At 61.4% G+C, this 22,188-nt stretch carries 21 protein-coding genes and 1 pseudogene; 8 read left to right on the plus strand and 14 right to left on the minus strand.

Annotation, left to right across the window (positions count from 1 at the left end):
- The first annotated feature begins 290 nt into the window (after positions 1–290).
- From ACSVDO_RS25170 to ACSVDO_RS25185, 4 genes are all read left to right on the plus strand, one after another.
- On the plus strand, positions 291–1,331 hold the full coding sequence (locus tag ACSVDO_RS25170; protein WP_489597795.1) for a MerR family transcriptional regulator: 1,041 nt from the start codon (positions 291–293) through the stop codon (positions 1,329–1,331).
- Positions 1,332–1,352: 21 nt separating this feature from the next.
- A complete protein-coding gene (locus ACSVDO_RS25175) occupies positions 1,353–2,780 on the plus strand; it encodes a carotenoid oxygenase family protein (protein ID WP_489597796.1) in 1,428 nt (475 codons plus the stop codon).
- 387 nt (positions 2,781–3,167) lie between these two features.
- Positions 3,168–3,326, plus strand: a complete 159-nt coding sequence (locus ACSVDO_RS25180; RefSeq protein ID WP_489597797.1) for a hypothetical protein — start codon at positions 3,168–3,170, stop codon at positions 3,324–3,326.
- 205 nt (positions 3,327–3,531) lie between these two features.
- Positions 3,532–5,271, plus strand: coding sequence for a hypothetical protein (locus ACSVDO_RS25185; RefSeq protein ID WP_489597798.1), 1,740 nt, complete (start codon positions 3,532–3,534; stop codon positions 5,269–5,271).
- Positions 5,272–5,730: 459 nt separating this feature from the next.
- Here the strand turns inward: ACSVDO_RS25185 and ACSVDO_RS25190 are convergent, their stop codons facing one another.
- Complete coding sequence (locus ACSVDO_RS25190; RefSeq protein ID WP_489597799.1) at positions 5,731–7,404, minus strand: ATP-dependent nuclease; 1,674 nt, start codon at positions 7,402–7,404, stop codon at positions 5,731–5,733.
- Positions 7,405–7,758: 354 nt separating this feature from the next.
- Positions 7,759–8,349, minus strand: a pseudogene (locus tag ACSVDO_RS25195) (tyrosine-type recombinase/integrase).
- Between the two features lie 219 nt (positions 8,350–8,568).
- Between ACSVDO_RS25195 and ACSVDO_RS25200 the strand changes: the two are divergent.
- Positions 8,569–9,405, plus strand: coding sequence for an aminoglycoside phosphotransferase family protein (locus ACSVDO_RS25200; RefSeq protein ID WP_489597800.1), 837 nt, complete (start codon positions 8,569–8,571; stop codon positions 9,403–9,405).
- A 173-nt stretch (positions 9,406–9,578) separates the two neighbouring features.
- Here ACSVDO_RS25200 and ACSVDO_RS25205 read toward each other — a convergent pair whose 3' ends face one another.
- The 5 genes from ACSVDO_RS25205 to ACSVDO_RS25225 all read right to left on the minus strand — a co-directional run bounded on the left by ACSVDO_RS25205 (position 9,579) and on the right by ACSVDO_RS25225 (position 12,577).
- On the minus strand, positions 9,579–9,971 hold the full coding sequence (locus ACSVDO_RS25205; RefSeq protein ID WP_489597801.1) for a nuclear transport factor 2 family protein: 393 nt from the start codon (positions 9,969–9,971) through the stop codon (positions 9,579–9,581).
- Between the two features lie 318 nt (positions 9,972–10,289).
- Positions 10,290–10,730 (minus strand): hypothetical protein, encoded by a 441-nt coding sequence (locus ACSVDO_RS25210; protein WP_489597802.1) that lies wholly within the window; start codon positions 10,728–10,730, stop codon positions 10,290–10,292.
- 314 nt (positions 10,731–11,044) lie between these two features.
- Complete coding sequence (locus ACSVDO_RS25215; RefSeq protein WP_489597803.1) at positions 11,045–11,530, minus strand: ASCH domain-containing protein; 486 nt, start codon at positions 11,528–11,530, stop codon at positions 11,045–11,047.
- A gap of 239 nt (positions 11,531–11,769) precedes the next feature.
- The gene (locus ACSVDO_RS25220) at positions 11,770–12,030 is read right to left on the minus strand and encodes a hypothetical protein (RefSeq protein WP_489597896.1); all 261 of its coding nucleotides are present in this window, start codon (positions 12,028–12,030) and stop codon (positions 11,770–11,772) included.
- A gap of 82 nt (positions 12,031–12,112) precedes the next feature.
- The gene (locus tag ACSVDO_RS25225) at positions 12,113–12,577 is read right to left on the minus strand and encodes a GNAT family N-acetyltransferase (RefSeq protein WP_489597804.1); all 465 of its coding nucleotides are present in this window, start codon (positions 12,575–12,577) and stop codon (positions 12,113–12,115) included.
- 179 nt (positions 12,578–12,756) lie between these two features.
- On the opposite strand from ACSVDO_RS25225, the gene ACSVDO_RS25230 reads away from it, so the two are divergent.
- The gene (locus ACSVDO_RS25230) at positions 12,757–12,957 is read left to right on the plus strand and encodes a hypothetical protein (RefSeq protein WP_489597805.1); all 201 of its coding nucleotides are present in this window, start codon (positions 12,757–12,759) and stop codon (positions 12,955–12,957) included.
- Entirely contained in the window at positions 12,954–14,615 is a 1,662-nt protein-coding gene (locus ACSVDO_RS25235; protein WP_489597806.1) for an FMN-binding glutamate synthase family protein, read from the plus strand. Before ACSVDO_RS25230 ends, ACSVDO_RS25235 begins: the two co-directional genes overlap by 4 nt.
- A 27-nt stretch (positions 14,616–14,642) precedes the next feature.
- Here the strand turns inward: ACSVDO_RS25235 and ACSVDO_RS25240 are convergent, their stop codons facing one another.
- On the minus strand, positions 14,643–15,626 hold the full coding sequence (locus ACSVDO_RS25240; RefSeq protein WP_489597807.1) for a Bug family tripartite tricarboxylate transporter substrate binding protein: 984 nt from the start codon (positions 15,624–15,626) through the stop codon (positions 14,643–14,645).
- 257 nt (positions 15,627–15,883) lie between these two features.
- Between ACSVDO_RS25240 and ACSVDO_RS25245 the strand changes: the two genes are divergently transcribed.
- Positions 15,884–16,669 carry an enoyl-CoA hydratase/isomerase family protein gene (locus ACSVDO_RS25245; protein ID WP_489597808.1) on the plus strand — a complete coding sequence of 262 codons (786 nt, stop codon included), beginning with the start codon at positions 15,884–15,886 and terminating at the stop codon, positions 16,667–16,669.
- Between the two features lie 33 nt (positions 16,670–16,702).
- On the opposite strand, the gene ACSVDO_RS25250 is transcribed toward ACSVDO_RS25245, so the two are convergent.
- From ACSVDO_RS25250 to ACSVDO_RS25275, 6 genes are all read right to left on the minus strand, one after another.
- Positions 16,703–17,533 (minus strand): amidohydrolase family protein, encoded by an 831-nt coding sequence (locus tag ACSVDO_RS25250; protein ID WP_489597809.1) that lies wholly within the window; start codon positions 17,531–17,533, stop codon positions 16,703–16,705.
- Complete coding sequence (locus tag ACSVDO_RS25255; protein WP_489597810.1) at positions 17,530–18,105, minus strand: carboxymuconolactone decarboxylase family protein; 576 nt, start codon at positions 18,103–18,105, stop codon at positions 17,530–17,532. The genes ACSVDO_RS25250 and ACSVDO_RS25255 overlap by 4 nt, the downstream gene beginning before the upstream one ends.
- Positions 18,106–18,182: 77 nt before the next feature.
- Positions 18,183–19,151, minus strand: coding sequence for a LysR family transcriptional regulator (locus ACSVDO_RS25260; RefSeq protein WP_489597811.1), 969 nt, complete (start codon positions 19,149–19,151; stop codon positions 18,183–18,185).
- Between the two features lie 54 nt (positions 19,152–19,205).
- Positions 19,206–20,015, minus strand: a complete 810-nt coding sequence (locus ACSVDO_RS25265) for an alpha/beta fold hydrolase (RefSeq protein ID WP_489597812.1) — start codon at positions 20,013–20,015, stop codon at positions 19,206–19,208.
- A 10-nt stretch (positions 20,016–20,025) separates the two neighbouring features.
- On the minus strand, positions 20,026–21,054 hold the full coding sequence (locus ACSVDO_RS25270) for a Bug family tripartite tricarboxylate transporter substrate binding protein (RefSeq protein ID WP_489597813.1): 1,029 nt from the start codon (positions 21,052–21,054) through the stop codon (positions 20,026–20,028).
- A 59-nt stretch (positions 21,055–21,113) separates the two neighbouring features.
- Positions 21,114–22,181, minus strand: a complete 1,068-nt coding sequence (locus tag ACSVDO_RS25275; protein WP_489597814.1) for a mandelate racemase/muconate lactonizing enzyme family protein — start codon at positions 22,179–22,181, stop codon at positions 21,114–21,116.
- Positions 22,182–22,188: the final 7 nt, after the last annotated feature.

Consider the following 22,188-nt stretch of genomic DNA (forward strand, 5'->3'; position numbering starts at 1 on the left):
CGGCGCCCGGCTGCGTACCTGCAATTCGTCTGCCCACGCTGGCAGCACGCTTGTGCACGGCCGCCCGGGCTGCCTGGTCCATGGCGATGGAAGGCGTGACGCAAACAAGCCAGCAAGGCCTTCGCCAAACACCTGCCCATGGCGCCACCGCTCGCCTGCGGCCGGCTCTGCCCTGTGTACAGCCGCATTCCAATGCGGGCTCAGCATAGGTACGCGAATTTTTTCCCGAAAAAGCGTTGACCCTCTCGTAACGGCAAGGTTTAGCATGCCTTCAATTCGAGAGGGAAAGCATGTTTTTCAAGATCGGCGAACTCGCCCGGCGTACCGGACTGACAGTGCGCGCATTGCGCCACTATGACGATATTGCGCTGCTGGTGCCCTCCGCCCGCTCCGCTGCCGGCTACCGTCTCTACGATCGCCAGGACGTGGCGCGGCTTTACCGCATCCAGGCCTTGCGCCGACTTGACCTGTCGCTGGCCGACATCCAGGGCCTGCTCGACAATGCGGCCGGCGGCATTGCCCAAGTCGTCGCCCGCCAGGTCGCGCAGCTCGACCATGAGATCGTGCAGGCATCGGCGCTGCGCACCCACCTGCTCGCCGTGCAGCGCCAGTTGCAGGCCAGCGAGGAGCCCGGCATCGACGACTGGCTGCTGGCGCTCGAAAGCATGGTCACGGGCGCGAAATACTTCAGCGACGACGAGCAGCGCACGCTCAAGGCCCAGCGCGACGGGTTCAGCGACGCCCTGGCGCCCGAGCGCGCCGCCTTGAGCGCGTGGCTGCAACGCCTGCTGGCAGCGGGCGTATCGTACGAGGATACGCAGGCCCAGGCCCTGGCGCAGCGCTGGATGGCCATGCTGCGCGAGGAAACCGCGGGCGACGAAGGCCTGCTGATGAAGCTCTACAGCATGCACTGGAACGAGCCCTCACTGCACGCGTTGACCGGAGTCGACCGCGTCGGCATGCGTTATATCGCGCACGCAATGGCCTTCGCCCGGCTGCAACTCTATGCCCCGCATTGCAGCGCCGAGGACATGGCCGCGCTGCGCGAGCACTACGTTGCGCAAACGCTGGCCTGGCCGCCGCTCATCGCCGAGGTCAGGCAACAGATGCTGGACCGCGCGCCCTGCGATGGCGCCGCCATGCGAGCCTTGGCGCGGCGCTGGCAGGCGCTGTCGCTGGCCAAGGCCGGCGGCAATACCGTACTGCATGCCAAGCTGCAGAGGGCCTTGCGCCAGGACGCGGCGCTGCGGGCCGGCTCCGGCATCGACGAGGCCCTGGCCGCCTATGTTGGGCAAGCCATCGCCCTCCTGGACAGCGCAGCCAACCCCTGAACACATCCTGAAGGCCCACCCATGCACGCTAGCGCACAGACAAATCCCCACTTCTTCACCGGCAACTATGCGCCGCTCACCGAGGAGCGCGACCTCGCGCAACTGCCCGTCGAAGGAACGCTGCCCGACACGCTATCGGGCAGCCTGTATCGCGTAGGCCCGAATCCGCAGTTCGCCGCACGCGACAACAACTACCACTGGTTCTCCGGCGACGGCATGGTGCATGCCTTCCATATCAGCAATAGCAAGGTGTCGTACCGCAACCGCTGGGCGCGCACGCCTAAATGGCAGCTCGAGCATGCGGCCGGACACGCGCTTTTCGGCACTTTCGGCAATCCCGCGACCAGCGACCCGCTGGCGCTGGGCAAGAACGGCGGAACCGCCAACACCAGCATGCTGTGGCATGGCGAGCGGCTTTTCGCGCTCGAGGAGTCGCATCAACCGTTTGAAATCGACGCCCGCACGCTTGCCTCCAAGGGGCATCAGAGCTTCGGCGACCGCCTGGCCGCGCGCTGCACCGCCCACCCCAAAGCCGACCCCGTCAGCGGCGAGCTGCATTTCTTCGCCTACTCGTACGACCGGCCCTGCTCGCCCAGCATGCTCTATGGCGTGATCGACAGGAACTGCGAAGTCACGCAACAGCAGTCCTTCACCGCGCCCTACGCGGGCATGGTGCACGACTTCATGCTCACGCGCACGCATGTGCTGTTCCCCGTGACGCCGCTGACGTTCAGCATGGAGCGCGCCATGCGCGGCAAGCCGCTGCTGGCCTGGGATGCGAGCCTGCGCACCCATGTCGGCGTGCTCAGGCAAGGCGCCGCGGCGCACACCATGCGCTGGTTCGACACCGACCCCTGCCATGTGTTCCATGTGATGAATGCCTGGGACGACGGCGACACCATCGTCGCCTACGTGATGCAATCGGACACCGCGCCCGGCCTGCCCGACGCCCAGGGCCACCCTGGCGCGCCCGAAGCCATGGCCGCGCGCCTGTGCCGCTGGACTTTCGACCTGGCCGGCGCCGACACCGGTTTCCAGCGCGAATACCTCGACGACCTGGTGGCGGAATTTCCGCGCATCGACGAACGCTATACCGGCCGGCGCAACCGCTACGGTTTCTATACCTGCCATGCGACATCGCGTGCCCGTGACGATTCCGAAAGCGTGCTGTTCGACAGCCTTGCGCGTTTCGATTTCGACACCGGCGAACGCCACCTGTACACACTGCCGCCGGGCGACGTGGTGTCCGAACCCGTTTTCGTGCCACGCGCGGCCGACGCACCCGAAGCCGACGGTTGGCTGCTCTCGGTGGCCTGGCGCGCGCAGGAACAGCGCAGCGACCTGCTGGTGTTCGACGCGCAGGATCTGGCAGCAGGCCCCATAGCCGTGGCGCATTTGCCGCATCGGGTGCCTTTCGGCTTTCATGGAGGGTGGCGCAATGACACCTAGGCGCCAAGCTGAATGGGCTGGGCTTCCATTGTCGCGAGCGGATTCGCCTGTGGAACACAGTGTGTTGCGGCCGGCCGCTATACGCCCCCTGGTGCACTGCTGCGGCGGATCATGGGGGATATGTCGGCTTTGCAGCGAAAGCTGACCGTCGACTCCGGGACATGAGTGACTGCTCTTTACCGAGCAGCAGTCATTTCGTGATAGTTATCAAATAACCATAAGCTGTCTAGTACACGCTACGCGGGTCACACTGTTTGACTGCGAGCACATGTCGTTTTTTTAGGTTTGGCGTGTGGAAAATTGATGCATAAAAGCAACGCCATTGATCTTGCATGTGACCGTCACAAAATCAGACTGTGAACTCCATTTCACTTTAAGGAGTTTTCAATGACCCGCAACGACGCTAATCACAAATCCAACCAGAGCAACCCTCAGCACTCTGCTTGGCAAGAGGCTAACGACAATAAGTCGAACCAAGGAAATCCGAACAACCCTGCCTACTGGCAGTCGCGTGGTTTGCCGCAGCCATCCAAAAAAAATAAGTAAAGCGATCCTGGCACCGTCAGAAAGGTCGGTGCCAGCAACATATACGATGCCCCAAAAAACTATGACCAAAAGCCCTAGAGCTGGAGCCCCACGCAACCCAAAAGGCGTGATCGCAACAATGGAGCGGCTGACAGGAGTTTGCCCCCTTCCAAACGAGATCCGTGATATAACCAATAAATATCTTCGGAGTGCCGAGCTATTCCCCATGCAATCGGGTGAAAAAAATACAAATGAGTCAAAGCTTGCAAGACTTGGAGCACACAACTTAATCCTAAATGCCTTGACGCTAGATGAGATATTTTTAGGAAATACAAAACTTGTTGTTCGTATCCTTCTGGGTGAAGCATCCGACGGCGAAATTTCAAAAAACTGCCTAGCAGCACGCGAAGACATTGAAAGGCGTGCAAATGTTTATGGATATTGGCAGCAACGTGTTCCTCTCGTGAAACAGACCATCGAGAGAATGGATTTCCGCGAAGCGCGAATTGATGATCTCTTAGCTAAAGCACCACTGCCTCGCGAATGCAAGTTACCAGTTCCATATGCGTTGCGGGCTATTCGCACACTGGAAAAAATTGAGGAGCACCCGCGACTGCAAGGAGTACGTGCTTCAGACCTTGTAGAACAAGCAGAGGCTTACTTTGCCTTGGAAGACTATGCAGGGGCAGAAGCTAGGGCGCGCCGTGCTATCGAGATGGAACCAAAAAATTCTCAGGCTTGGTTTATCCGTGTGGTGTCTGCCTTGAAAAGCCGTAACAAGTTTTTGGCAGAAACACAGAGGTACCGCATTGAAGCATCTGAAATAGCAGAGCCTATGTCGGCGCATGAGCGTTCTGCATATGAGGCTGCAGATGATGCCTCCAGCAGAGCAGCAGAAAGCCAAGAAACGTTGGATAACATAGTTCCTCAAGCGCTATTGAATTGGCCAAAAAATCAATGGGGTGGCTATGAGTACCATTTGTGGCGTCAGAAGCTATTGCTTCTGATGCTGAACCAAGCATTTCGTAAAGTGAGCTTGAGTGGCTACCCTGGTCCCTCTAAGCACGCATTTGAGCTGAATGGATTCGGCCCTGAATGGGCTCTTAAGTTAAATGTGCTTGAGTGGGAGCACTTACAGAATGAATCAGCGACGCAGCTTCCGTTGAATCAATCGGAGATTGAGGGTGTTGAACTCATTTTTTCAGAGCATGATCGCTTTGGCTTGAGTATCTTCCCATGGGGTGATTTCGATATCTATGCTGCAGAAATGCAGGTTGTGCATCTTCGTTGGATATTGGGTAATCAAGGATACAAGCAACACTGGCATAGCTTTGCTGCTGACCACGCAAGGATGGCTCCTGAGCGCTTCTCTCGAACACTTCTTTGCCACCACACTCTTGCACCAATTTGGTTTGCGCATACCGCACGCCATGGCGGAACAGAGGCTGTCCAAGCAGCACTCGACAAATGGAAGGCTGGTGTCAGTCGTGAGGCTCAGAAAGAGACCATTGAGAGTGCGCTGGGCATACATGTGATGGCATTTCATTACCAGTTTGCACGCGCAGACTATGCCGGGTGTATCGAAGAATGTGGCGTCGCACAGTCGCTTTTGACGGATTCAAAGATCCATGTGACGTCCTTCTCTCATCCCTTTGAGTCAGCAGTGACGGTTCCTGCGGGTCACTTGTTGTACTGGCAATATTTGGCTGCACTAGCTGCTGTGATGATGCATTCTAGTGGTCAACAGACCTCGCCGAAAGTAAAAGCCGTTCTGGATCATGCAGAAGTATGGCAGCAGAAATTTCAAAAGAAAGAGGAATGCTTTTGGACCGAGTCTGAAGAGTATGAATGGGGCGGAGGAGAGTACTACTTGATTCCACCATATGACATTGATTTACGGGCGAGCGAGCACTGGGTTAAACCGATTCGAAATCGAGACCGCCCCTTTACCGCCTTCAGTGTTTGAATCGAGCAGATTTTCATAGACAGCGCTCAAGCCATGACTGCTCTGAGCATCAACAGGCATTGGTATTTCTGAGCTGAACGACCGCAACCAGCCTGAAGCGGCAACCTGTGGGAATGGCTTCAAGGTCCGCTCCTGGCCGGCAGCAGCCCCTCCCGGGCGGCTCCTTCCGACCCATTGCGGTCGCTCGCAAGAACGCTAGCCAGCGTGTACTCTCAGCCGGAGCAGTCACTCGGCACTGGGAAATCTGGACAAGGTTTCGCCGCAAGTTTGCATGCCGGTTAGCGGTCGTTGACGAGGGCCTGCGATCGACCCAATCTCGCCTTCGAGTTCTTACGAAAGCTGTCGTTCAACGCCTGAGCCGAGGTGCGTTTGGAGTGATCGGCGGTTATGGCGCAGAAAAAAATGGCAGCGGGTCAAACGCAATGCGCAGCGATCTGCCGGTTACGACCAGCAGCTTACTCATGTCGATTTGAGCAATTTCTCATGCAAAGATTTGAGTGCAGCGTCGATCACCTGAAGCACGTTGATGAATCTCGCTGCCCAAGCTAGATCTTCTTCCCCTTCAGCCAACGCCACCAATGCATGTTGAATGTTTCCTTTCTTGTTGTCCTTTACTTCAAAGGGTTCAAGCTGACCTTCGGCATCAACCGCAAAGCTGTCGAACCAGGACTCATGGTCGTCGTGAATCGCTTTGATCCACTCGTCAGGGAAGAGTCCCTCTATAGCAAAGCGCGAACGAACTGAGATGAAGTGCCTGTTTGCCTCAAACGGGACGCTGACCCTTCCGAAATAAGCCTGCAGATCTCGCCTCTCTCGTTCACCTGCGTCGTCGCCATCGAAAACGGCAACGCTTGCATATTCATTCCGAATGAATTGATAGGTGGCTCGAAGGAAACCAGATAGGTGTTTTACACCTCCAAAATCCTCGAACTTTGCTTGACGAACGAAGCTCAACGGGTAATTCGTTTCCGGTAGCTTATCTAAGACCCACATGAACAGCTCCCGATCCGAAGGACCTTCAACGAAAATATTGAATGGTGCCAAATTATAGAAGTCGCTAAATTTGACCCCAAGAGCCGTTCGTATAGAAGAGACCGCCTCACTGAACGTCTTGTAGCGCTGTACCTCAGTTCTTTTCTTCTCGCTGAGGCTTGTCCCACTTACGTGTAATGGGTTTTGCGGCACGAAGGCCATAGAGTGAGTAGTTTTAACAACAGTCGAATCTTTAGCAAGGTTATCCAAAATTGCATTGCAATTGCTGGCTAGATACGGATGCAAATATGACTCGGGCTCTTCAAGCAACCACAATACCTCACGTCCCTCGCTAGATTCCTGCTTTGTGATCCATCTAAATGCTGCCAGCAGGGCAGTAGTCTGAACTCCCATTCCTTTCTGATGAATCGGCGTCTTTTGGGGATCGGCAATCATGAGATCAAAGCTTGAAACCAGTGCCTCCACAGAGTCTCCAGGCAAGGAGAAGCTTACCTCATACTCAGAAAGTTGCGCAGCTTTTAGCTCAGAATTTAGCGCATCTGCAGCTTCTTTAAGACTTTTTGAAATCTCTGAAAGTCGTGGCTGGAGCACCTCAGCCACCTTCTTTCTCAGAAATGGAGTCAATAGCTCATGGTATAGCTGATTTACACTTTTTGCTGAAGGAACGTAATGGAGGCTAAAGCTCCCAAGAAGGCGAGCTACTAAAGCAATATGGGTTCTGGAGTATTGAGCAGCTTGAGCATTTGCCTTTGGTCGCTTCACGTTTGGAAAAAATCCATAAACGGGTGAGTTTGTATCCGTGAAGTAAAGCGTCAGCGTTATTTGCGTGTCATTTCGTGTAGTGCCCTGTAAGACGTGAAGCTCATCGATACTTTCATAAATATCTTTGTCGACCGTGGGGTCGCCGTCAAACGTGGCAGTAATACTGGTTCGGGCTTTTCCCACGCCGAAGGTCAAGTCAGCATCTCTGGTGTAACCAAAAGAATTTTCCTGTCCGGTAAATAGAACTTGGATAGCGCGCAGAAGGTTTGTTTTTCCGGAGTTGTTAGCGCCCACCAATGTCATCTGCCCGGGAATCAAGAGGTGCTGTTCCCCTTCGATTGATCGGTAATTTCGAACGCGAATCTCAGTTAGCTTCACAAGGTTTTCCCGATTAATTTTATTAGTACCAAGGTTTTCTTCTGGCGACAGATCTAACGAATAAAATTTTTGAAATTTACTTTAATCAAAAACCAATTGCAAGGAAAAGTTGCAAGACAGGAAAGGCAGCAGCCGGCAGCATAGTGGATGGCCTGCCCCATCTGGCGGATAGCCAGGGAGCATACAGCCTCGTACGAATGGCCGCCATCTGGATCGTGCGGTGAGTGACGGCTTCTGGCCGCTTGTGCCTCATGGATGGGCGACTGTTCCTGGCCGGGAGTGCCAGTTCGCTCCAGCGCTGTATTGCAATCGTTGAAGGCGGCCACCCGGCCGGGCTGTCCGCCAGAGGCAGCTTCAGATCTCCGTCTGTTCAGATATCTCGATGGCGTCGTCGACCTCGATGCCCAGATACCTTACTGTCGACTCCAGCTTGGAGTGGCCGAGTAGCAGCTGTACAGCGCGCAGGTTCTTGGTGCGGCGGTAGATCAGTGTCGCTTTTGTCCTGCGCATCGAGTGCGTACCGTATTCCATGCGGTCCAAGCCTAGCTCGTCTACCCAATGACCGAGGATCCGGGCATATTGCCGGGTGCCCAGATGCCCTGAGTCGTGTAGCCGGCTTGGAAACAGGAAGTCCTCAGCCTTCAGCTGAGACTGCTTGATCCAGGCCTGCAAGGCGTCACGGGCAGCCTGCGTGATTTCGAACTGCACTGGGCGCTGATTCTTGTGCTGCATGACGACAGCGCACATCGCATCTGGCCACCGTGGCATACGTTCCGAATTTCGAGGGCGATGAGGTCGCATCTCCGCAGCTTGCTATCGATGCCCCAAGTTGAAGAGAGCAGGTTCGCGCAGTGCCCAGATTTCCTTGAGCTTGAACGGTGCCTTCTGCCCGACGATCTTGCCCTTGTTCCACGACTCGCGATGAGCGGTAATACCTGTATAGATCCCAGGATGGTCTTTCAACGAGTTGCGAGTGACATGGGATGCGCTCCCGAGCGGATGCGCATCCGACCCACCCAAGCGACTAGCGATGGGCGGCTGACACTGCTGACCGTCGGCTTCCTGGTGCAGCTACGAATTCACCCTCCCGGCCAAAAGCAGTCGATGATGATTGAGCGCTAGGACTCCCTTTTGTACGCATGAACTTCCACGAAAATGAAGTAGATGTCCGACTTCAACCTATTCAATACCTATCTACAACGCTGGAGTGCGCAGGCCGCCGGTAAACCTATTACCACTGCTACCAGTGATCTTCTGGCGGTGAGCCTCACCGGGAAGTTCGAAGGCCTGCCCGCAATGATCAAAGTCACACGAGACCTTGACGAGCGCATCGGCGGCCAAGTGCTGCAATGGTGGCATGGCGATGGCGCGGCGCGCGTTTATGCCAGCGACCCAGAATCAGGAGCGCTGCTGATGGAACGTGCAACGGGCTCCAAGCACCTGCTTCGCATGGCTTTGGAAGGGGAAGATGATGCAGCAACTACCTGTATCTGCCAGACCCTTCACCAACTGCATTCAAACAGACCTTCGGCCCCACCTGAGAATCTGCTGCCGCTGACGGATTTTTTCAGATCGCTTGCGCCTATGGCCCAGCAAGAAGGCGGCCTCATGGCCGAATGCGCAATGGTGGCCGACGAGTTGCTGCGTGATCAGCGTGAGCGGGTCGTCCTGCATGGAGATGCGCACCACAGCAATATCCTCGATTTCGATCAGCGTGGATGGCTCGCGATAGATCCCAAGCGCGTAACTGGCGAACGCTATTACGACTACGTTAATGTGCTGTGCAACCCTGACCTGAAAACTTGCACCGACCCAGTACGCTTTGCGCGGCAGGTGGCGGTAGTTATCGATGTTGCAGGGCTAGAGCGTCAGCGTTTGCTCAGATGGGTTATGGCCCACGCCGCCTTGTCTGCCGCTTGGTTTCTGGAGGACGGATTGCGTACGCAGGCCAACGTCGAGCTGGCCGTTGCGCTTCTCGCCCAACAGGCATTAGCACGATGATGTTGTCACTTCGACCTCAAGACAGGCTGCTGGTAGTCTTTTGATCGAAGCAACGTTCTCATCCTTTGAGATGAACCTTTTGAACAATTGCTAAAGCCCGCCCAAGATCGGAAAAAATCGATGGTTGGGCCGCGTCCGAATCGAAGGAGGGAAATATCGTACAGCGCTTTATTTCATTCCGTTCGCGGCAGGTAAACCTCTTTCCAGAGCTTCAGCTTTCCATCATTAGCAAAGCGCATCAGCAGCATTGCAATGAATTCCTCCCGTCGACCATCGGTATGGCTAATGTGAGCCACCATGTCGAAAAGAACGCTTTCATCATCCGCTACTGTATGCAGGATTTCATAGTCAATGCCTAGCATCGAGCGTTTCATGCCAGTCAGGAACTCGAGATATGTGGCTGCGCTGGCTTCATAGCGTCGGCCATTGGGCTCGACAATGAAGTGATCGCCAAAACACTGAGCCACGTCCTTCTCAGTCAACTGAGTGTCATGTCTGAGGTTTCTTTTGTTCCAGTTCAGGATAGCGTGGGCCTGCTGGATGTTTCGGTTTGGTTGCGTACCCATGAGATGAGTGTACAAATAAATGCTCTGGAGCGGCATGGCCTCTCTAGGGGGCGACCAAATATGGATTTCTGACCCTGCACTTGCGCAACCATATCGAAAGCGATAATTCTGCAGTTTCCAGTGCTGCGCTTGAAGGACAGCTTAGGTTTGCGAATTCAACTGGCCGATGCAACACAATAGATGTCCGACGCCTGTATTGCATCGACCGGTTGAATCCACGGTCGATTGCCGTCCCTGATACAGCCAGTCCACCGCCCACCTCATGACACTCCTTGGCCGCTCGAGCCTGCGAGCATCATCTCTGCGGGGGGCGCGCGCTCATACCTTGGCGAGGAAGGCCGCCGCATCACCCGCTTCACACTTCCAGTCTGCGAAGACCCCGACCAGATTGCATTCCACGCAGCGGCAAGCGATGTAGTACCAACGCACGTCATGTGTGCCCTCGTACACCGAGACGCCGGACATCAGCTCGAACGCCTCGTTCTCGCACACGCACTCGTGCGCCTCGGGAGCGGCCTCTTCAACGTGGTCCGCGCTGTCGCCCATCAGGTGTTCCTGGCCGCAGTCGGTGCAGGTACGGATTGCCACGCCAGCTTCTTCATCTGTCCGCAGCGCAAAAGTCCGGCACCCGCAATCGCATTTGGACGAGGCAAACCGGAGGGCCTCATGGCGATTCGCAATGCTGTAGCTGCGCAGTTCGGCTTGGGTGTCGCCGGACGTCGTTCCGTACCAGAACTCGCCCTTCTTAGTCAGTGCCATTGATGCTGTTCCATTCTTCAAGGTGGGCTTCCCGGCAGACCTGACGCCAGGCTTGCCCCTATCATCTGGATTTTGCCTGAAGGCACGGTGAATCGTCGTCAAGGGGCCGGATCGGGGCGGTTGCCGACATGCGACTCAGCTCTCAGCCTGAACCAGTCGCCAGCGTCTCCAAGCGCTGCCGGTGCAGGCACATGCAAAAAGGGTGGAAACAAGCAGGCGACCGCGGCAGCACCAAGCCCGGCAGGGAAACAATGTACTGCTGCCATCAGACAGGGCCTGGTGAGCTGCCGTTGGCGCAGCGCTTGAGCAAGGGCTCAGGCCGTACTGCTTGCGGCTCGCGGATGGACCACACGGAATCGCTCGCATGCGAGCAGCATTTCTTGATCGAACGAGCGACCTGAGCTTTCGCATTCTCTTGTGAAATATTCGAAATGCGCTTTGCGCCAGTAGTCAAGAGAGCCGTCACCTTCTCCCTCCGTAGCCGCAAACTCCTCGGACACGGCACTGAACGGCACGATATCGACTTGCACTGTCTCGATAATGCACAGAGGGTTGCCATTGGAGTCGGTTACCACGCTCAAGTCGCCGGGCTTTGGCACACCTTTGCCGGTCGACTCGTACGACCAGACTGATCCGGCAGTTGCGCGCTTGATGCCAGCCAGCACGAGTTTTCCGAGTTCATCGGCCATGGCCGATGAGTCCCCGAAACTGAATGCTTCGTAGAATCTTTGGTCTTTGATTCCGCCTTCTTCCAAAGAGTATGCGGACCACATGGTCTGAACGTGAGATGGAATGGTCATGGTGCTGCCGGTTGGGGGGCCTCACCCAGTTTAGACCGCAATACCTGCGGCATATTCCGGACACTGATTACTTCCGCCGCATTCGCGCTGGGCTTGACAACCCACGCTGCACGGCGGGATGGAGACGGCGCATGCGCCAGTGAGCGCACCGGGCCATATCGATCGCTCTACGATTTTTCCGTAGCTGCGCACCGCGCGCCTGTCTGCGCCAGTGGCATAGGATATTGGGCAGCCAGTGTTCAAGTGCCCGACTGCTCATCCAGTGCCGCCTCGAACAGCATCAGCTCTTGCGCCAGCGTGCCACGCTGGCGGAATCTCCGCCCGGCGCGCTCATACCAGTTCTCCGCGTCCTCCAGATCGCCTTCCTGCAAGTGCAGCAGGCCATGCAGCCAGGCGGCGTGCAAGCCTTCGTAGCGCTGCACTCTGTCGTGCGCGGCGTTCCATTGATCCGCACGCAGCAAGGCGAGAATGTCACGCAGTTCGGAGAGTGCTGGGTTCATTGCCGTTACCTCTGCCCGCGCAGCCGGGCTGATGACCACTTCAGGCTTGGTGTCGATAATCACAATACCGTGGCACAGAGCGCTACAGAGAAAGCGCAAGAAATTTTGTGCCGGGAACGGGATTGAAACTCACCGGTTCCGCCGGCACAAAACCCATGGCTTCGTAGAGCTGCTGAGCTGCGGTGAACTCGGGCAGAACGTCCAGGCAAATGCGCGCGTAACCGGCAAGCCTGGCTTCTCTCAATATTGCTTCGACAAGCAAGCGCCCCAGGTTTCTTCCTCGCGCACCCGGGCGCACATAGACACGCTTCATTTCGCAGGTTGATTCATCGACGCGGCGCAGCGCTGCGCAGCCAAGCACTGCGCCCGCCTCCTGCACCAGCAGCAGCCGGCCTTCAGGGGCGGCGTACTTGCCGGGAAGATCGGCAAACTCCGCTTCGTACTCCTGAAAATCGAGGCTGACAGTCGGGCTGCTCACATATTCACGGAAGATCGAAATGACATCCTGAAGATCGGTGGGGAAAACTGCTTGTCGAATGGTGAACATGGCAAGGAATGTGCTGGAGACTTTTCATCAGGCCGGCGAATGCCGCATTGTGCCAGCAGGCCTGCGACGAGTCTGCTTGTATATCTCTTGCGCAGAAGACAAATCATGAATCCACTTGAAGAGTGGCGCCCGGAGCGTGCATAGCAGCGCGACGCCGCAGGCTGCAGCACACTGGCTGGGTGGATGGCGAGGAAATCCGCTGCGCCTACCACGGCTGGCAGTTCGACAGCGCCAGTACGTGCGAGCCACCCGTCGCGCTGGCGCGTCCGCATCTGGCATGGCGCGCAAACCGAGGCACCGCATGCCTGCGTGGCAGCGCACAGCCGGATCGCGCCGAATACATTACCCTTGCGATGCAACCAACCCAAGGAATGCCGTGAGCCTATCCCTTCTGAGCCGCTATGCCTTCTTTGCGGGCTGTGTAATCTTCAGCCTCGCCAGCCTGCCGTTTGCCTTGTCCAGCGATATCTGGCCCGTCACGCTGATCACCAGCCTGTTGAGCCTGCTGGGCCTGTTCGATCTGCTGCAAAGCAACCATGCGGTGCGTCGCAACTACCCCATCCTGGGCAACATCCGCTACATGGTCGAAGGCATACGGCCCGAGATACGCCAGTACCTGCTTGAATCCGACAGCGACGCCCTGCCCTTTTCGCGCGCCCAGCGTTCGCTGGTCTACTCGCGCGCCAAGAACGAGACCGCCGACAAGCCGTTCGGCACGCTGGTCGATGTCTACCAGCCGGGGTTTGAATTCATCAGCCACTCCATGCGCCCCGCGCCGCTGAGCGACCCGGACGGCTTTCGCGTCACCATAGGCGGGCCGCAGTGCACCCAGCCCTACTCGGCCTCGGTGTTCAATATCTCGGCAATGAGTTTCGGCTCCCTGAGCGCCAACGCCATACGGGCGCTCAACCAGGGCGCGCAGCGCGGCAACTTTGCGCATGACACCGGCGAAGGCAGCATCAGCCCCTACCACCGCGAGCATGGCGGCGACCTGATCTGGGAGCTGGGCAGCGGCTATTTCGGTTGCCGCACCGATGACGGCCGCTTCGATCCGCAGCGCTTTGCCGAGCAGGCGCGCGCGCCGCAGGTGCGCATGATTGAGATCAAGATGAGCCAGGGTGCCAAGCCCGGCCATGGCGGCATCCTGCCCAAGCACAAGGTGACGCTGGAGATCGCCCAGACCCGCGGCATCCCCATGGGCCAGGACTGCATTTCGCCCTCCAGCCACAGCGCGTTTTCAACGCCGCTGGAAATGGTGCAGTTCATTGCCCAGCTGCGCGCCTTGTCCGGCGGCAAGCCCGTGGGCTTCAAGTTCTGCCTGGGCCATCCCTGGGAATTCATGGGCATCGCCAAGGCCATGCTGGAGACCGGCATCCTGCCGGACTTCATCGTCGTGGACGGCAAGGAAGGCGGCACGGGCGCCGCACCGGTGGAATTCACCGACCACATGGGCGTTCCCATGCGCGAAGGCCTGCTGTTCGTGCACAACACGCTGGTCGGGCTCAATCTGCGCGACAAGATCAAGCTCGGCGCCAGCGGCAAGATCGTCAGCGCGTTCGACATCGCCAGCGTTCTGGCCATAGGCGCCGACTGGTGCAATTCGGCACGCGGCTTCATGTTTGCCATAGGCTGCATCCAGTCACAAAGCTGCCATACCAACAAGTGTCCGACCGGCGTCGCGACCCAGGACCCCTTGCGCCAGCGCGCGCTGGTGGTGCCCGACAAGGCGGCGCGGGTGTTCAACTTTCACCGCAACACGCTCAGAGCGCTGGCCGAAATGCTGGCCGCCGCAGGCCTGACCCACCCTGAGCAGCTGCAGGCCAAGCATCTGGTGCGGCGCATGTCGGCGTCGGAAGTCAAGCTGTTCTCGCAACTGCATGTGTTCCTCAAGCCCGGCGAACTGCTGAGCGGCGAGGTGCAAGGCGAGTTCTACGCGCGCATGTGGCAGCTCGCGCGCGCCGACAGCTTCGAGCCGCACAGCGAAGACGCTTCGCCGCAGAACAAGCTCTGCGCCGCGGACATCTTCGAGCCCGCATGAATCGGGACGGTGGCGCGCCGTCCAGGATCAGTCGGGCTGGACGTTGGCCGTCTTCACCACCGACAGCCACTTCCTGCGATCCTGGTCTATGACCTTGGCGAACTCCTGCGGGCTGCTGTGCAGGGGCTGTATGCCGTAGGGCTTGAGCGCTGCTTCCATGGACGGCTCGCGCATGACACTGACGAGGGCGCGATTAATGTAGGCGACGATGTCTGGCGCGGTGCCAGCCGGCGCCAGCACGCCCAGCCACAGCGAAACGTCGTAGTCCGAGAAACCCGGCGTTTCGGACATGGCGGGCACCGCGGGCAGGGCCGACAGACGCGCGCGCGAAGTCACGGCCAAGGGCCGCAGCTTGCCGTTCCTGGCGTATTCGACGAAGTTCGACGCGGTATCGAAGGTCATGTCAATGCGGCCGGCAAGCAAATCGGTCAGCCCGGCAGCGCTGCCCTTGTAGGGCACATGCTGCAGGTCTACGCCCGCAATGGATTTGAACAGCTCGCCCGACAGATGGCTGCTGGTGCCGTTACCCGCGGAGCTGAAGGTCAGGCCGCCGGGCTTCTTACGCGCCAGGACCACCAGCTCGGCCACGGATTTCACCGGCAGCTGCGGGTGCACGACCAGCAGGTTCGAGGTGACATGGGTCAGGCCCACGGGCGCGAAGCTGGTTGCCGGGTCGTACTTGAGATTGCCGTACAGGCTGGGATTGATGGTCAGCACCCCCATGGTCGAATACAGCAGCGTATAGCCGTCCCTGGGCGCGTTGGCGACGGCCTCGGCACCGATGCTGCCGCCCGCGCCCGCGCGGTTGTCCACGACCACGGGCTGGCCCAGAGCCTCGGCGAGTTTCTGCGCCATGCCGCGCGCCATCAGATCGGTGGCCCCGCCGGCGAGGAACGGCACGATGAGGCGCACGGGCTTGACGGGATAGCCGCCCGGGCCGTCGCCGGCGTGGGCGGCCGTCACTGTCGCGGCAGCCAGCGCGAGCGCGGCAATGAATTGCATGCGTTGCATGGGATAGGTCTCCGTTGTATGAAGGGGCCGGCTTGAACCGTGCCTGGTTGCATGAAGTGTAGGCAGCGCAGGGCCTGGGTTCCAGTCGAGCGGCGGCAAAGCTGGCATGCGCCGCGGGACATGGCTGGCCACCCATGGCCGGCTGGCGCGCGCCGTCCATTTATCGAATCCACATAGCAGAAGTGCTGCTGCGGACCTGGCTCCGGGCCAGCCCTCATGGATAGACTGAACCTTTGTCATCACCCAAGGGAAGATCCATGAGCGACTGGAACGAATTGACGCAACTCAGAGTGGAAGTCAGCGACTACATTGCCGTGATGACGCTCGACAGCCCGCCAGTGAACGCCTTGACCCGCACGCTCAATGACGAGCTCACCTGGGCGCTGGACCGGGTGTCCGAGATGGACGAAGTGCGCGTGGTGGTGCTCACGGGCGCGGGCAAGGTGTTCTGCGCGGGCGCGGATCTCAAGGGCCGGGCCGAGACCATCAAAGGCCCGGGCGATCTGATGGCGCACTCGCGGCGCACGCGCGAATGCTTTCACGCCATACGCGAATGCGCCAAGCCGGTGATCTGCGCGCTCAATGGCGTGGCGCTGGGCTCGGGCCTGGCGATGGCCGCATCGTCTGACATCCTGCTGTGCTCGGACAAGGCTTCGCTGGGCCTGCCCGAAGTCGATGTGGGCCTGCTCGGCGGCGGCCGCCATGCGATGCGTCTGTTCAACCATACGCAGCTGCGCCACATGATGCTCACCGGCTACCGCATGCCGGGCGCCGAGCTGTACCGCCTGGGCATCGTGCTGGACTGCACCACGCCCGAGGAACTGATGCCGCGCGCCATGGCGCTGGCGGCGACGATCGCCTCCAAGAGCCCGGTCTCGACGCGCATGGGCAAGCACACCTTGAACGTGATCGAGGACATGAGCCTGCGCGACGGCTACCGCTACGAGCAGGACATGACGGCGCAGATCGCCAAGACCGACGACGCCAAGGAAGCCCAGCTGGCGTTCAAGGAAAAACGCGCACCAGTCTTCACCGGGCGTTGATGCGGCGCGGCGTGCCTCGCACGCCGCCCACCATCAGCCGTAAAGCCGCGCCGGATTGTGCTGCAGCACCTGGCGCACCAGGTCTTCGCTGCCCGCCCAGCGCTCGAAGGTCTGCAGCAGCTGCTGCGCATCGGGCACGGGCGTGACGCGCAGATGCGGCCAGTCGCTGCCCCACACCAGTTGCTCGGGGTTGGCCTGCAGCATCAGCTCGTGGAAAGGCCGGGCGCGCTCCAGATCGGCATCGCCCAGCACATTGCGGTAGGCGCACAGCTTGACCCAGACATTGCCCGATTCGAGCAGCGACAGCAGCAGCCTGAAGCCCGGATCGTTCACGCCGGCCGCGGCATCGAAGCCGCCCATGTGGTCGATGACGATGGGCAGCGCCAGCTGGCGCAGGCGCGGCGCGATACCGGGCAGCGCCTGACAATCGGTCCACAGCTCGGCATGCAGGCCTTCGTCGGCCAGCGCCCCGGCCATGGCTTCCAGATCGTCCAGCGAGGAGCTGCCGGCGAAGTTGCCGCCGGCGGCGCTGCGCTGGCTGAAGCGCGCGGCACGCACGCCGCGCGCGCGCAGCCCGCGCAGACGCTCGGCGCCCTGGGCGCGCAGCACCACCACGCCGCGCAACTGCGGCAAGGCGGCCAGCGTGTCCAGCAGCAGGCCGTGGTCTTCGCCGTAAGCGCTGGGCTGGACCAGCACGCCGTGGCTCAGGCCCAGCGTCTGCAGCAGCGCAAGATAGTCGGCCTGCAGTGCTTCAGGCGGCGTATAGCTGCGCTCGGCGCCCAGCGAATAGCGATCGTAGGGGCCGAACAGGTGGGCGTGGCAGTCCCAGCCCGCGGTGACGGCAGGGCTCACGACGCGGCTCATTGCGCCAGGCCCTGGTGCTGGGGCAAGGGGAAGGCCGGCTGCTGGCCTTCGGGCAGCGGAATTTCATGGGCGTTGAGCGTCATCGCGACCATGGTGTAGTAGCCGACCAGCGCGGTGAGCTCGACCACCGCGCGCTCGCCAAAGAATGCCAGCGTGGCGGCATAGGTCGCGTCCGAGACCGAGCGCTGCTGGTTGAGTTCCAGCGCGAACTGGTAGACCAGCTGTTCTTCGGGCGCGCGAAACGGCGGCGGCGTCTGCGCCAGCAGGGCTTCGAGGATGTCGGTCTCGATGCCTATCTTTTCGGACTCGCGCCGGTGCGCATACCACTCGAACGGCGACTGGCAGGCGCGTCCCGTGACCAGAATGGCGATCTCGGACTGGCGCGGCGTCAGGCCGGTGCGGTAGCGCAGCAGCGCGCCCAGCGCCTGCCAGCAGTCGGCCAGCTCGGCGTTGTGCAAGGCGGCGCGCAGCGGGCCTTCGATCTTGCCGCGCGGGCCGGACACGACCTTGTCGTAGACCTGGCGCTGCGCGGGCGACATCGCCTCGGGGGCGGGTAATGAAATGCGGGGCATGGCTCTCCTTGGCTGGTGCAGGCCCTGGATTTCACCATGCCGGCCGGCCTGCGCCTCCCTCAAGGGCGGCAAAGCTGCTATGTCTGCAAGGTGGAGCGCCACATGCCCGCGCGCGCCTGGTCGTCAACGATCTGCGCGATCTGGCGCGCGACCGCGGCGGCGGCGCGGCCCGGCCCCTTGTTGCGCGCAAAGGCCATGGACACGATGCGCTGCAGCGGCGGATTGACGATGCGCGCGGCGCTGAGCGTGCCGTCCTGCACTTCGCTCCAGACCGCGTGGATGGGCAGCACGGTGTACAGCCGCTCCTGCGCCACCAGCGAGCGCATCAGCGGCAGCGAATCGGCTTCGATCACCGGCGTCAGATGAATGTGCTCCTGGCGCGCCAGCGCGTCCAGCGTGGTGCGCAGGCCGTTGGGCGCGCTCGGCAAAATGAAAGGCAGCTCATGCAGCGCGGAAAACGGCACTTCGGCGGCAGCCGTCAGCGCGTCGCCCGCGGGGCCTATCAGATAGCTTTCCACGCTGGCCAGCGCCTGTTCCTGCTCGGACAGCGTGTGGCTGTAGCGGTAGAGGATGGCGATGTCGACGCGCGCGTCGGCCAGCCATTCCTCGACCTGGCCGCTGGAGCCTTCGAGGATTTTCAGGTGTATGCCCGGGTGCTGGGCGCGGATCTGCTGGAACAGCCGCCCGACGATGGGCCAGGAGATCGACGGCAGCGAGCCCAGCGTGACCCGGCCCGCGGGCTCGCGCGCCTCGCCGCGGATCTCCACTTCGAGCTGCTCGGCATCGGCCAGCAGGTTCTTCACATGCGGAAAGATGCGCTCGCCCACATCGGACAGCGTCATGCCGCGCCCGGTGCGGTTGAACAGCCGCGCGCCGCAGTCGCGCTCCAGCGCATTGAGCTGGCGGCTCAGCAGCGACTGGTTGCTGTCGAGGAACAGCGCCGCCCGCGTCAGGCTGCCCAGCTCGGCAATCGCCAGAAAGGTGCGCCATTTCTGCAGGTTGGAGGCGATGTCGAGCTGAAGGGTGGTGGCTTTGGCGCTGTGCATGGGGAAAAACGGTGACGCATCGGGACAAGGCATGATAGTCCCGATGCGCGCCGGTCACTGCGGCAGCTCGGCCACCCAGCGCGCGATCGCGCCCGCCACGGCGACGGGCTGCTCCACCACCAGCGCATGGCTGGCCTGGTCTATCACCGCCACCTGCACGCGGTCTGCGCCCAGCAGTTCCTGCAGCTCGGCGCGGCTGGCCGGCGGCCGCCAGGGGTCGTTGGCGCCCTGCAGGTCCAGCAGCGGTGCATGCGCCGTGGTCCACCAGCGGTCCTTGGCCGGCACGGCGCCGGCCGCGCGGTAGATCGCGCGCAGTTCGGGATGCCAGCCTTCGAGCCAGGCCCGGGGCTCGTTGCCCGGCGCGAAAAAGGCGCGCTGCAGATGGGCCAGACGCAGGGCCTGGGGCTGGTGCGCGTCGGCAGCGATGTCCAGCGACTCGGCCATGCCCGGCGGGAACACGCGCGCCGCGGCGCCGGCCACGACCACGCCGCGCACGCACTGCGGGTGGTCCAGGTCGGCGACGCGCGCGATGAAATGGCCGAAAGCGTGGCCCACCAGCACCGCGCGGCCGCCGCCCAGCGCGTTCACGGTGGCGATCACGTCACGGGCCAGGACGTGCAGCGTGAGATGGTCCAGAGGCAGCGTGGTGCGCCCCATGCCGCGCGGCTGCGGCCGCAGCACGCGCAGGCCGCCCAGCGCGAGCTGCTGCGCCAGAGCGTCGAAATCCAGCGAATCGCGCTGCGATGACGGCAGCAGCACCAGGCACGGGCCCTGGTCGTTCCCGGGCGCGTCGATCAGCACATCGATGACGCCGCCCTCCACGGCGATCAATTCACGGCGGCGTTGCACTTCAGGCAATGTCATGGTCTTCCCATCAATCCAGCGTCGCGCCCGACTGCTTGACGATCTTGCTCCACTTGGGAATCTCGGCGCGCACCAGCTGGGCGAACTCCTGCGGGCTGCTCGAGGCCGGCTCTATGCCCAGCTGGGTCAGCTGCTTGCGCAGCTCGGGCGTCGCCATGGCGCGCACCAGGGCGGCGTTCAAGGTGTCGATCACGGCCTTGGGCGTCTGCGCCGGCGCCATCACGCCCAGCCAGTTGGAGACGTCGTAGCCCGCCAGCCCCGACTCGGCCAGCGTGGGAATGTCGGGCAACGAACTCAGGCGGCTGCGCGAAGTCACGGCCAGCGCGCGCGCGCGCCCGCTGCGGATATGCTCCTCGTAGACGGTATAGGAGTCGAAGGTCATGTCGACCCGGCCGGCGAGCACGTCGGTGAGCAGCGGCGCGCTGCCCTTGTAGGGCACATGCATCATGTCCACGCCGGCCAGGGCGTCGAACAGCGCGCCCGACAGATGGCTGGAGCTGCCATTGCCGGCCGAGCCATAGCTCAGCACGCCGGGCTTCTGCCTGGCCAGCGCGATCAGTTCCTTGACGTTGCGCGCCGGCACCGCGGCGCCCACCACCAGCACGCGCGGCGTGGTGTGGGTCAGCGCCACCGGCGCGAAGTCCTTCACCGGGTCGTAGCGCAGCTTGGCATACAGCGCCGGATTGATCGCATGCGTGCCCATGGTGGCGAAGAACAGCGTGTAGCCGTCGGCCGGCGCGCGCGCCACGATCTCGGCCGCCGTGGTGCCGCCCGCGCCGCCGCGGTTTTCAATGACCACCTGCTGGCCCAGCTCGGTGCCCAGGCGCTGGGCCATGCCGCGCGCCATCATGTCGGCCGCACCGCCCGCAGGGAAAGGCACGACCAGGCGCAGCGGCTTGTCGGGAAAACCCGCAGCGCCGGCCAGGCCGGGCGCCGCCACCCAGAGCGCCGCGGTCGCCAGCGCCAGCGTCCAGCGGCGACGGCCGCTCGCGGGCGCGGCTTGAAAAATGCCTGCGCGCAGGCGTGGGGTAAATGTCATGGCTTGTCTCCTTGTTATTGATATCGGCTGCGGCCCGGGCCGCTTGGCTTGGAGCCGCGTCAGTCGCGGTAGCCTACGCCGCAGCCCGGCCCTTTGGGCAGGCTCAGGCGGCCGGCTTGCACCGGCAAGGCCGTGAATGGGTCGTCCTGCAGGTGCAGGTGCTCAGACAGCTCGCAGGCATAGGGCAGCGACTTGGGTATGCAGGCCGCCTGCAGCGCCATGGCCTGCATCAGTGCCGGGCCGAAGGCCGCGCCCACGCGGCAGGCGACCTGGCCCGCCTCGCAGATGCGTACCGCTTCCATGAAGTGGCGCAGGCCGCCGAGATTGGTCACCTTCAGGTTGATCACATCGACCGCGCGCTCGGACACCAGCCGGAACACGTCGCGCACGCTTTGCGCGCTTTCGTCGGCCTCGATCGCCACGGGCAGCGTGCGTGTCAGCAGCGCCAGCCCGGCGATGTCGGCCGCGGGCACGGGCTGCTCTATCAATGCAATGTCGTAGCGCTCCATCTTGGCGAACGCGCCTATCAGCTGCTTGGCGTGGTAGGACTGGTTGGGGTCCAGCGTCAGCGCCACGTCAGGGCCCACGGCCGCGCGCACCGCGGCGATGCGCGCGATATCGGTGGCGGTGTCGCCCGCGAGCTTGAGCTTGAGCTGAGAATAGCCTTCGCCCACGAGCCGCGCAGCGAGCGCCGCCATCTCATCGGGCGACTTGATGGGCAGGATGCGCGACAGCGGCACGCTGTCGCGCATCCTGCCGCCCAGCAGCACATGCACGGCCACGCCCAGGCGGCGCGCGAGCAGGTCGTGCAGCGCCATGTCGATGCCGGCCTTGACGGTGGGCTGGAAGGCCAGCGTCGCATCGACCTCCTCCATCACCGCCGCGATGTCGTCGGCGCGCCGCCCGACCAGCCGCGGCGCGAGAAACTCCAGCGCCGCCAGCGCGCCCGCGCCATGCGTGGAGATCGCCGGTATGGCGTGCACATAGCCCAGGCCGGTGTGGCCGTCCTCGTCCTGCAGCTGCAGCACCGCGCCTTCAAGGCGCGGCACCTGCGCGCGCGCGAACTTCCATTGCGGATCGGCCAGGCCCTGAATGCACGGCTGGACGGTGGCATGGGTGATCTTCATGCGCAGT

Source organism: Comamonas sp. DB36 (genome assembly GCF_057914905.1).

Excerpts from the sequence above, each read along its gene's own strand:
- ACSVDO_RS25210 (WP_489597802.1), bottom strand. The coding sequence starts at position 10,730 with ATGGCACTGACTAAGAAGGGCGAGTTCTGGTACGGAACGACGTCCGGC.
- ACSVDO_RS25245 (WP_489597808.1), top strand. The coding sequence starts at position 15,884 with ATGAGCGACTGGAACGAATTGACGCAACTCAGAGTGGAAGTCAGCGAC.
- ACSVDO_RS25180 (WP_489597797.1), top strand. The coding sequence starts at position 3,168 with ATGACCCGCAACGACGCTAATCACAAATCCAACCAGAGCAACCCTCAG.
- ACSVDO_RS25270 (WP_489597813.1), bottom strand. The coding sequence starts at position 21,054 with ATGACATTTACCCCACGCCTGCGCGCAGGCATTTTTCAAGCCGCGCCC.
- ACSVDO_RS25225 (WP_489597804.1), bottom strand. The coding sequence starts at position 12,577 with ATGTTCACCATTCGACAAGCAGTTTTCCCCACCGATCTTCAGGATGTC.
- ACSVDO_RS25215 (WP_489597803.1), bottom strand. The coding sequence starts at position 11,530 with ATGACCATTCCATCTCACGTTCAGACCATGTGGTCCGCATACTCTTTG.
- ACSVDO_RS25240 (WP_489597807.1), bottom strand. The coding sequence starts at position 15,626 with ATGCAACGCATGCAATTCATTGCCGCGCTCGCGCTGGCTGCCGCGACA.
- ACSVDO_RS25220 (WP_489597896.1), bottom strand. The coding sequence starts at position 12,030 with ATGAACCCAGCACTCTCCGAACTGCGTGACATTCTCGCCTTGCTGCGT.
- ACSVDO_RS25250 (WP_489597809.1), bottom strand. The coding sequence starts at position 17,533 with ATGAGCCGCGTCGTGAGCCCTGCCGTCACCGCGGGCTGGGACTGCCAC.
- ACSVDO_RS25175 (WP_489597796.1), top strand. The coding sequence starts at position 1,353 with ATGCACGCTAGCGCACAGACAAATCCCCACTTCTTCACCGGCAACTAT.
- ACSVDO_RS25170 (WP_489597795.1), top strand. The coding sequence starts at position 291 with ATGTTTTTCAAGATCGGCGAACTCGCCCGGCGTACCGGACTGACAGTG.
- ACSVDO_RS25265 (WP_489597812.1), bottom strand. The coding sequence starts at position 20,015 with ATGACATTGCCTGAAGTGCAACGCCGCCGTGAATTGATCGCCGTGGAG.
- ACSVDO_RS25205 (WP_489597801.1), bottom strand. The coding sequence starts at position 9,971 with ATGGGTACGCAACCAAACCGAAACATCCAGCAGGCCCACGCTATCCTG.
- ACSVDO_RS25260 (WP_489597811.1), bottom strand. The coding sequence starts at position 19,151 with ATGCACAGCGCCAAAGCCACCACCCTTCAGCTCGACATCGCCTCCAAC.
- ACSVDO_RS25275 (WP_489597814.1), bottom strand. The coding sequence starts at position 22,181 with ATGAAGATCACCCATGCCACCGTCCAGCCGTGCATTCAGGGCCTGGCC.
- ACSVDO_RS25200 (WP_489597800.1), top strand. The coding sequence starts at position 8,569 with ATGTCCGACTTCAACCTATTCAATACCTATCTACAACGCTGGAGTGCG.
- ACSVDO_RS25185 (WP_489597798.1), top strand. The coding sequence starts at position 3,532 with ATGCAATCGGGTGAAAAAAATACAAATGAGTCAAAGCTTGCAAGACTT.
- ACSVDO_RS25255 (WP_489597810.1), bottom strand. The coding sequence starts at position 18,105 with ATGCCCCGCATTTCATTACCCGCCCCCGAGGCGATGTCGCCCGCGCAG.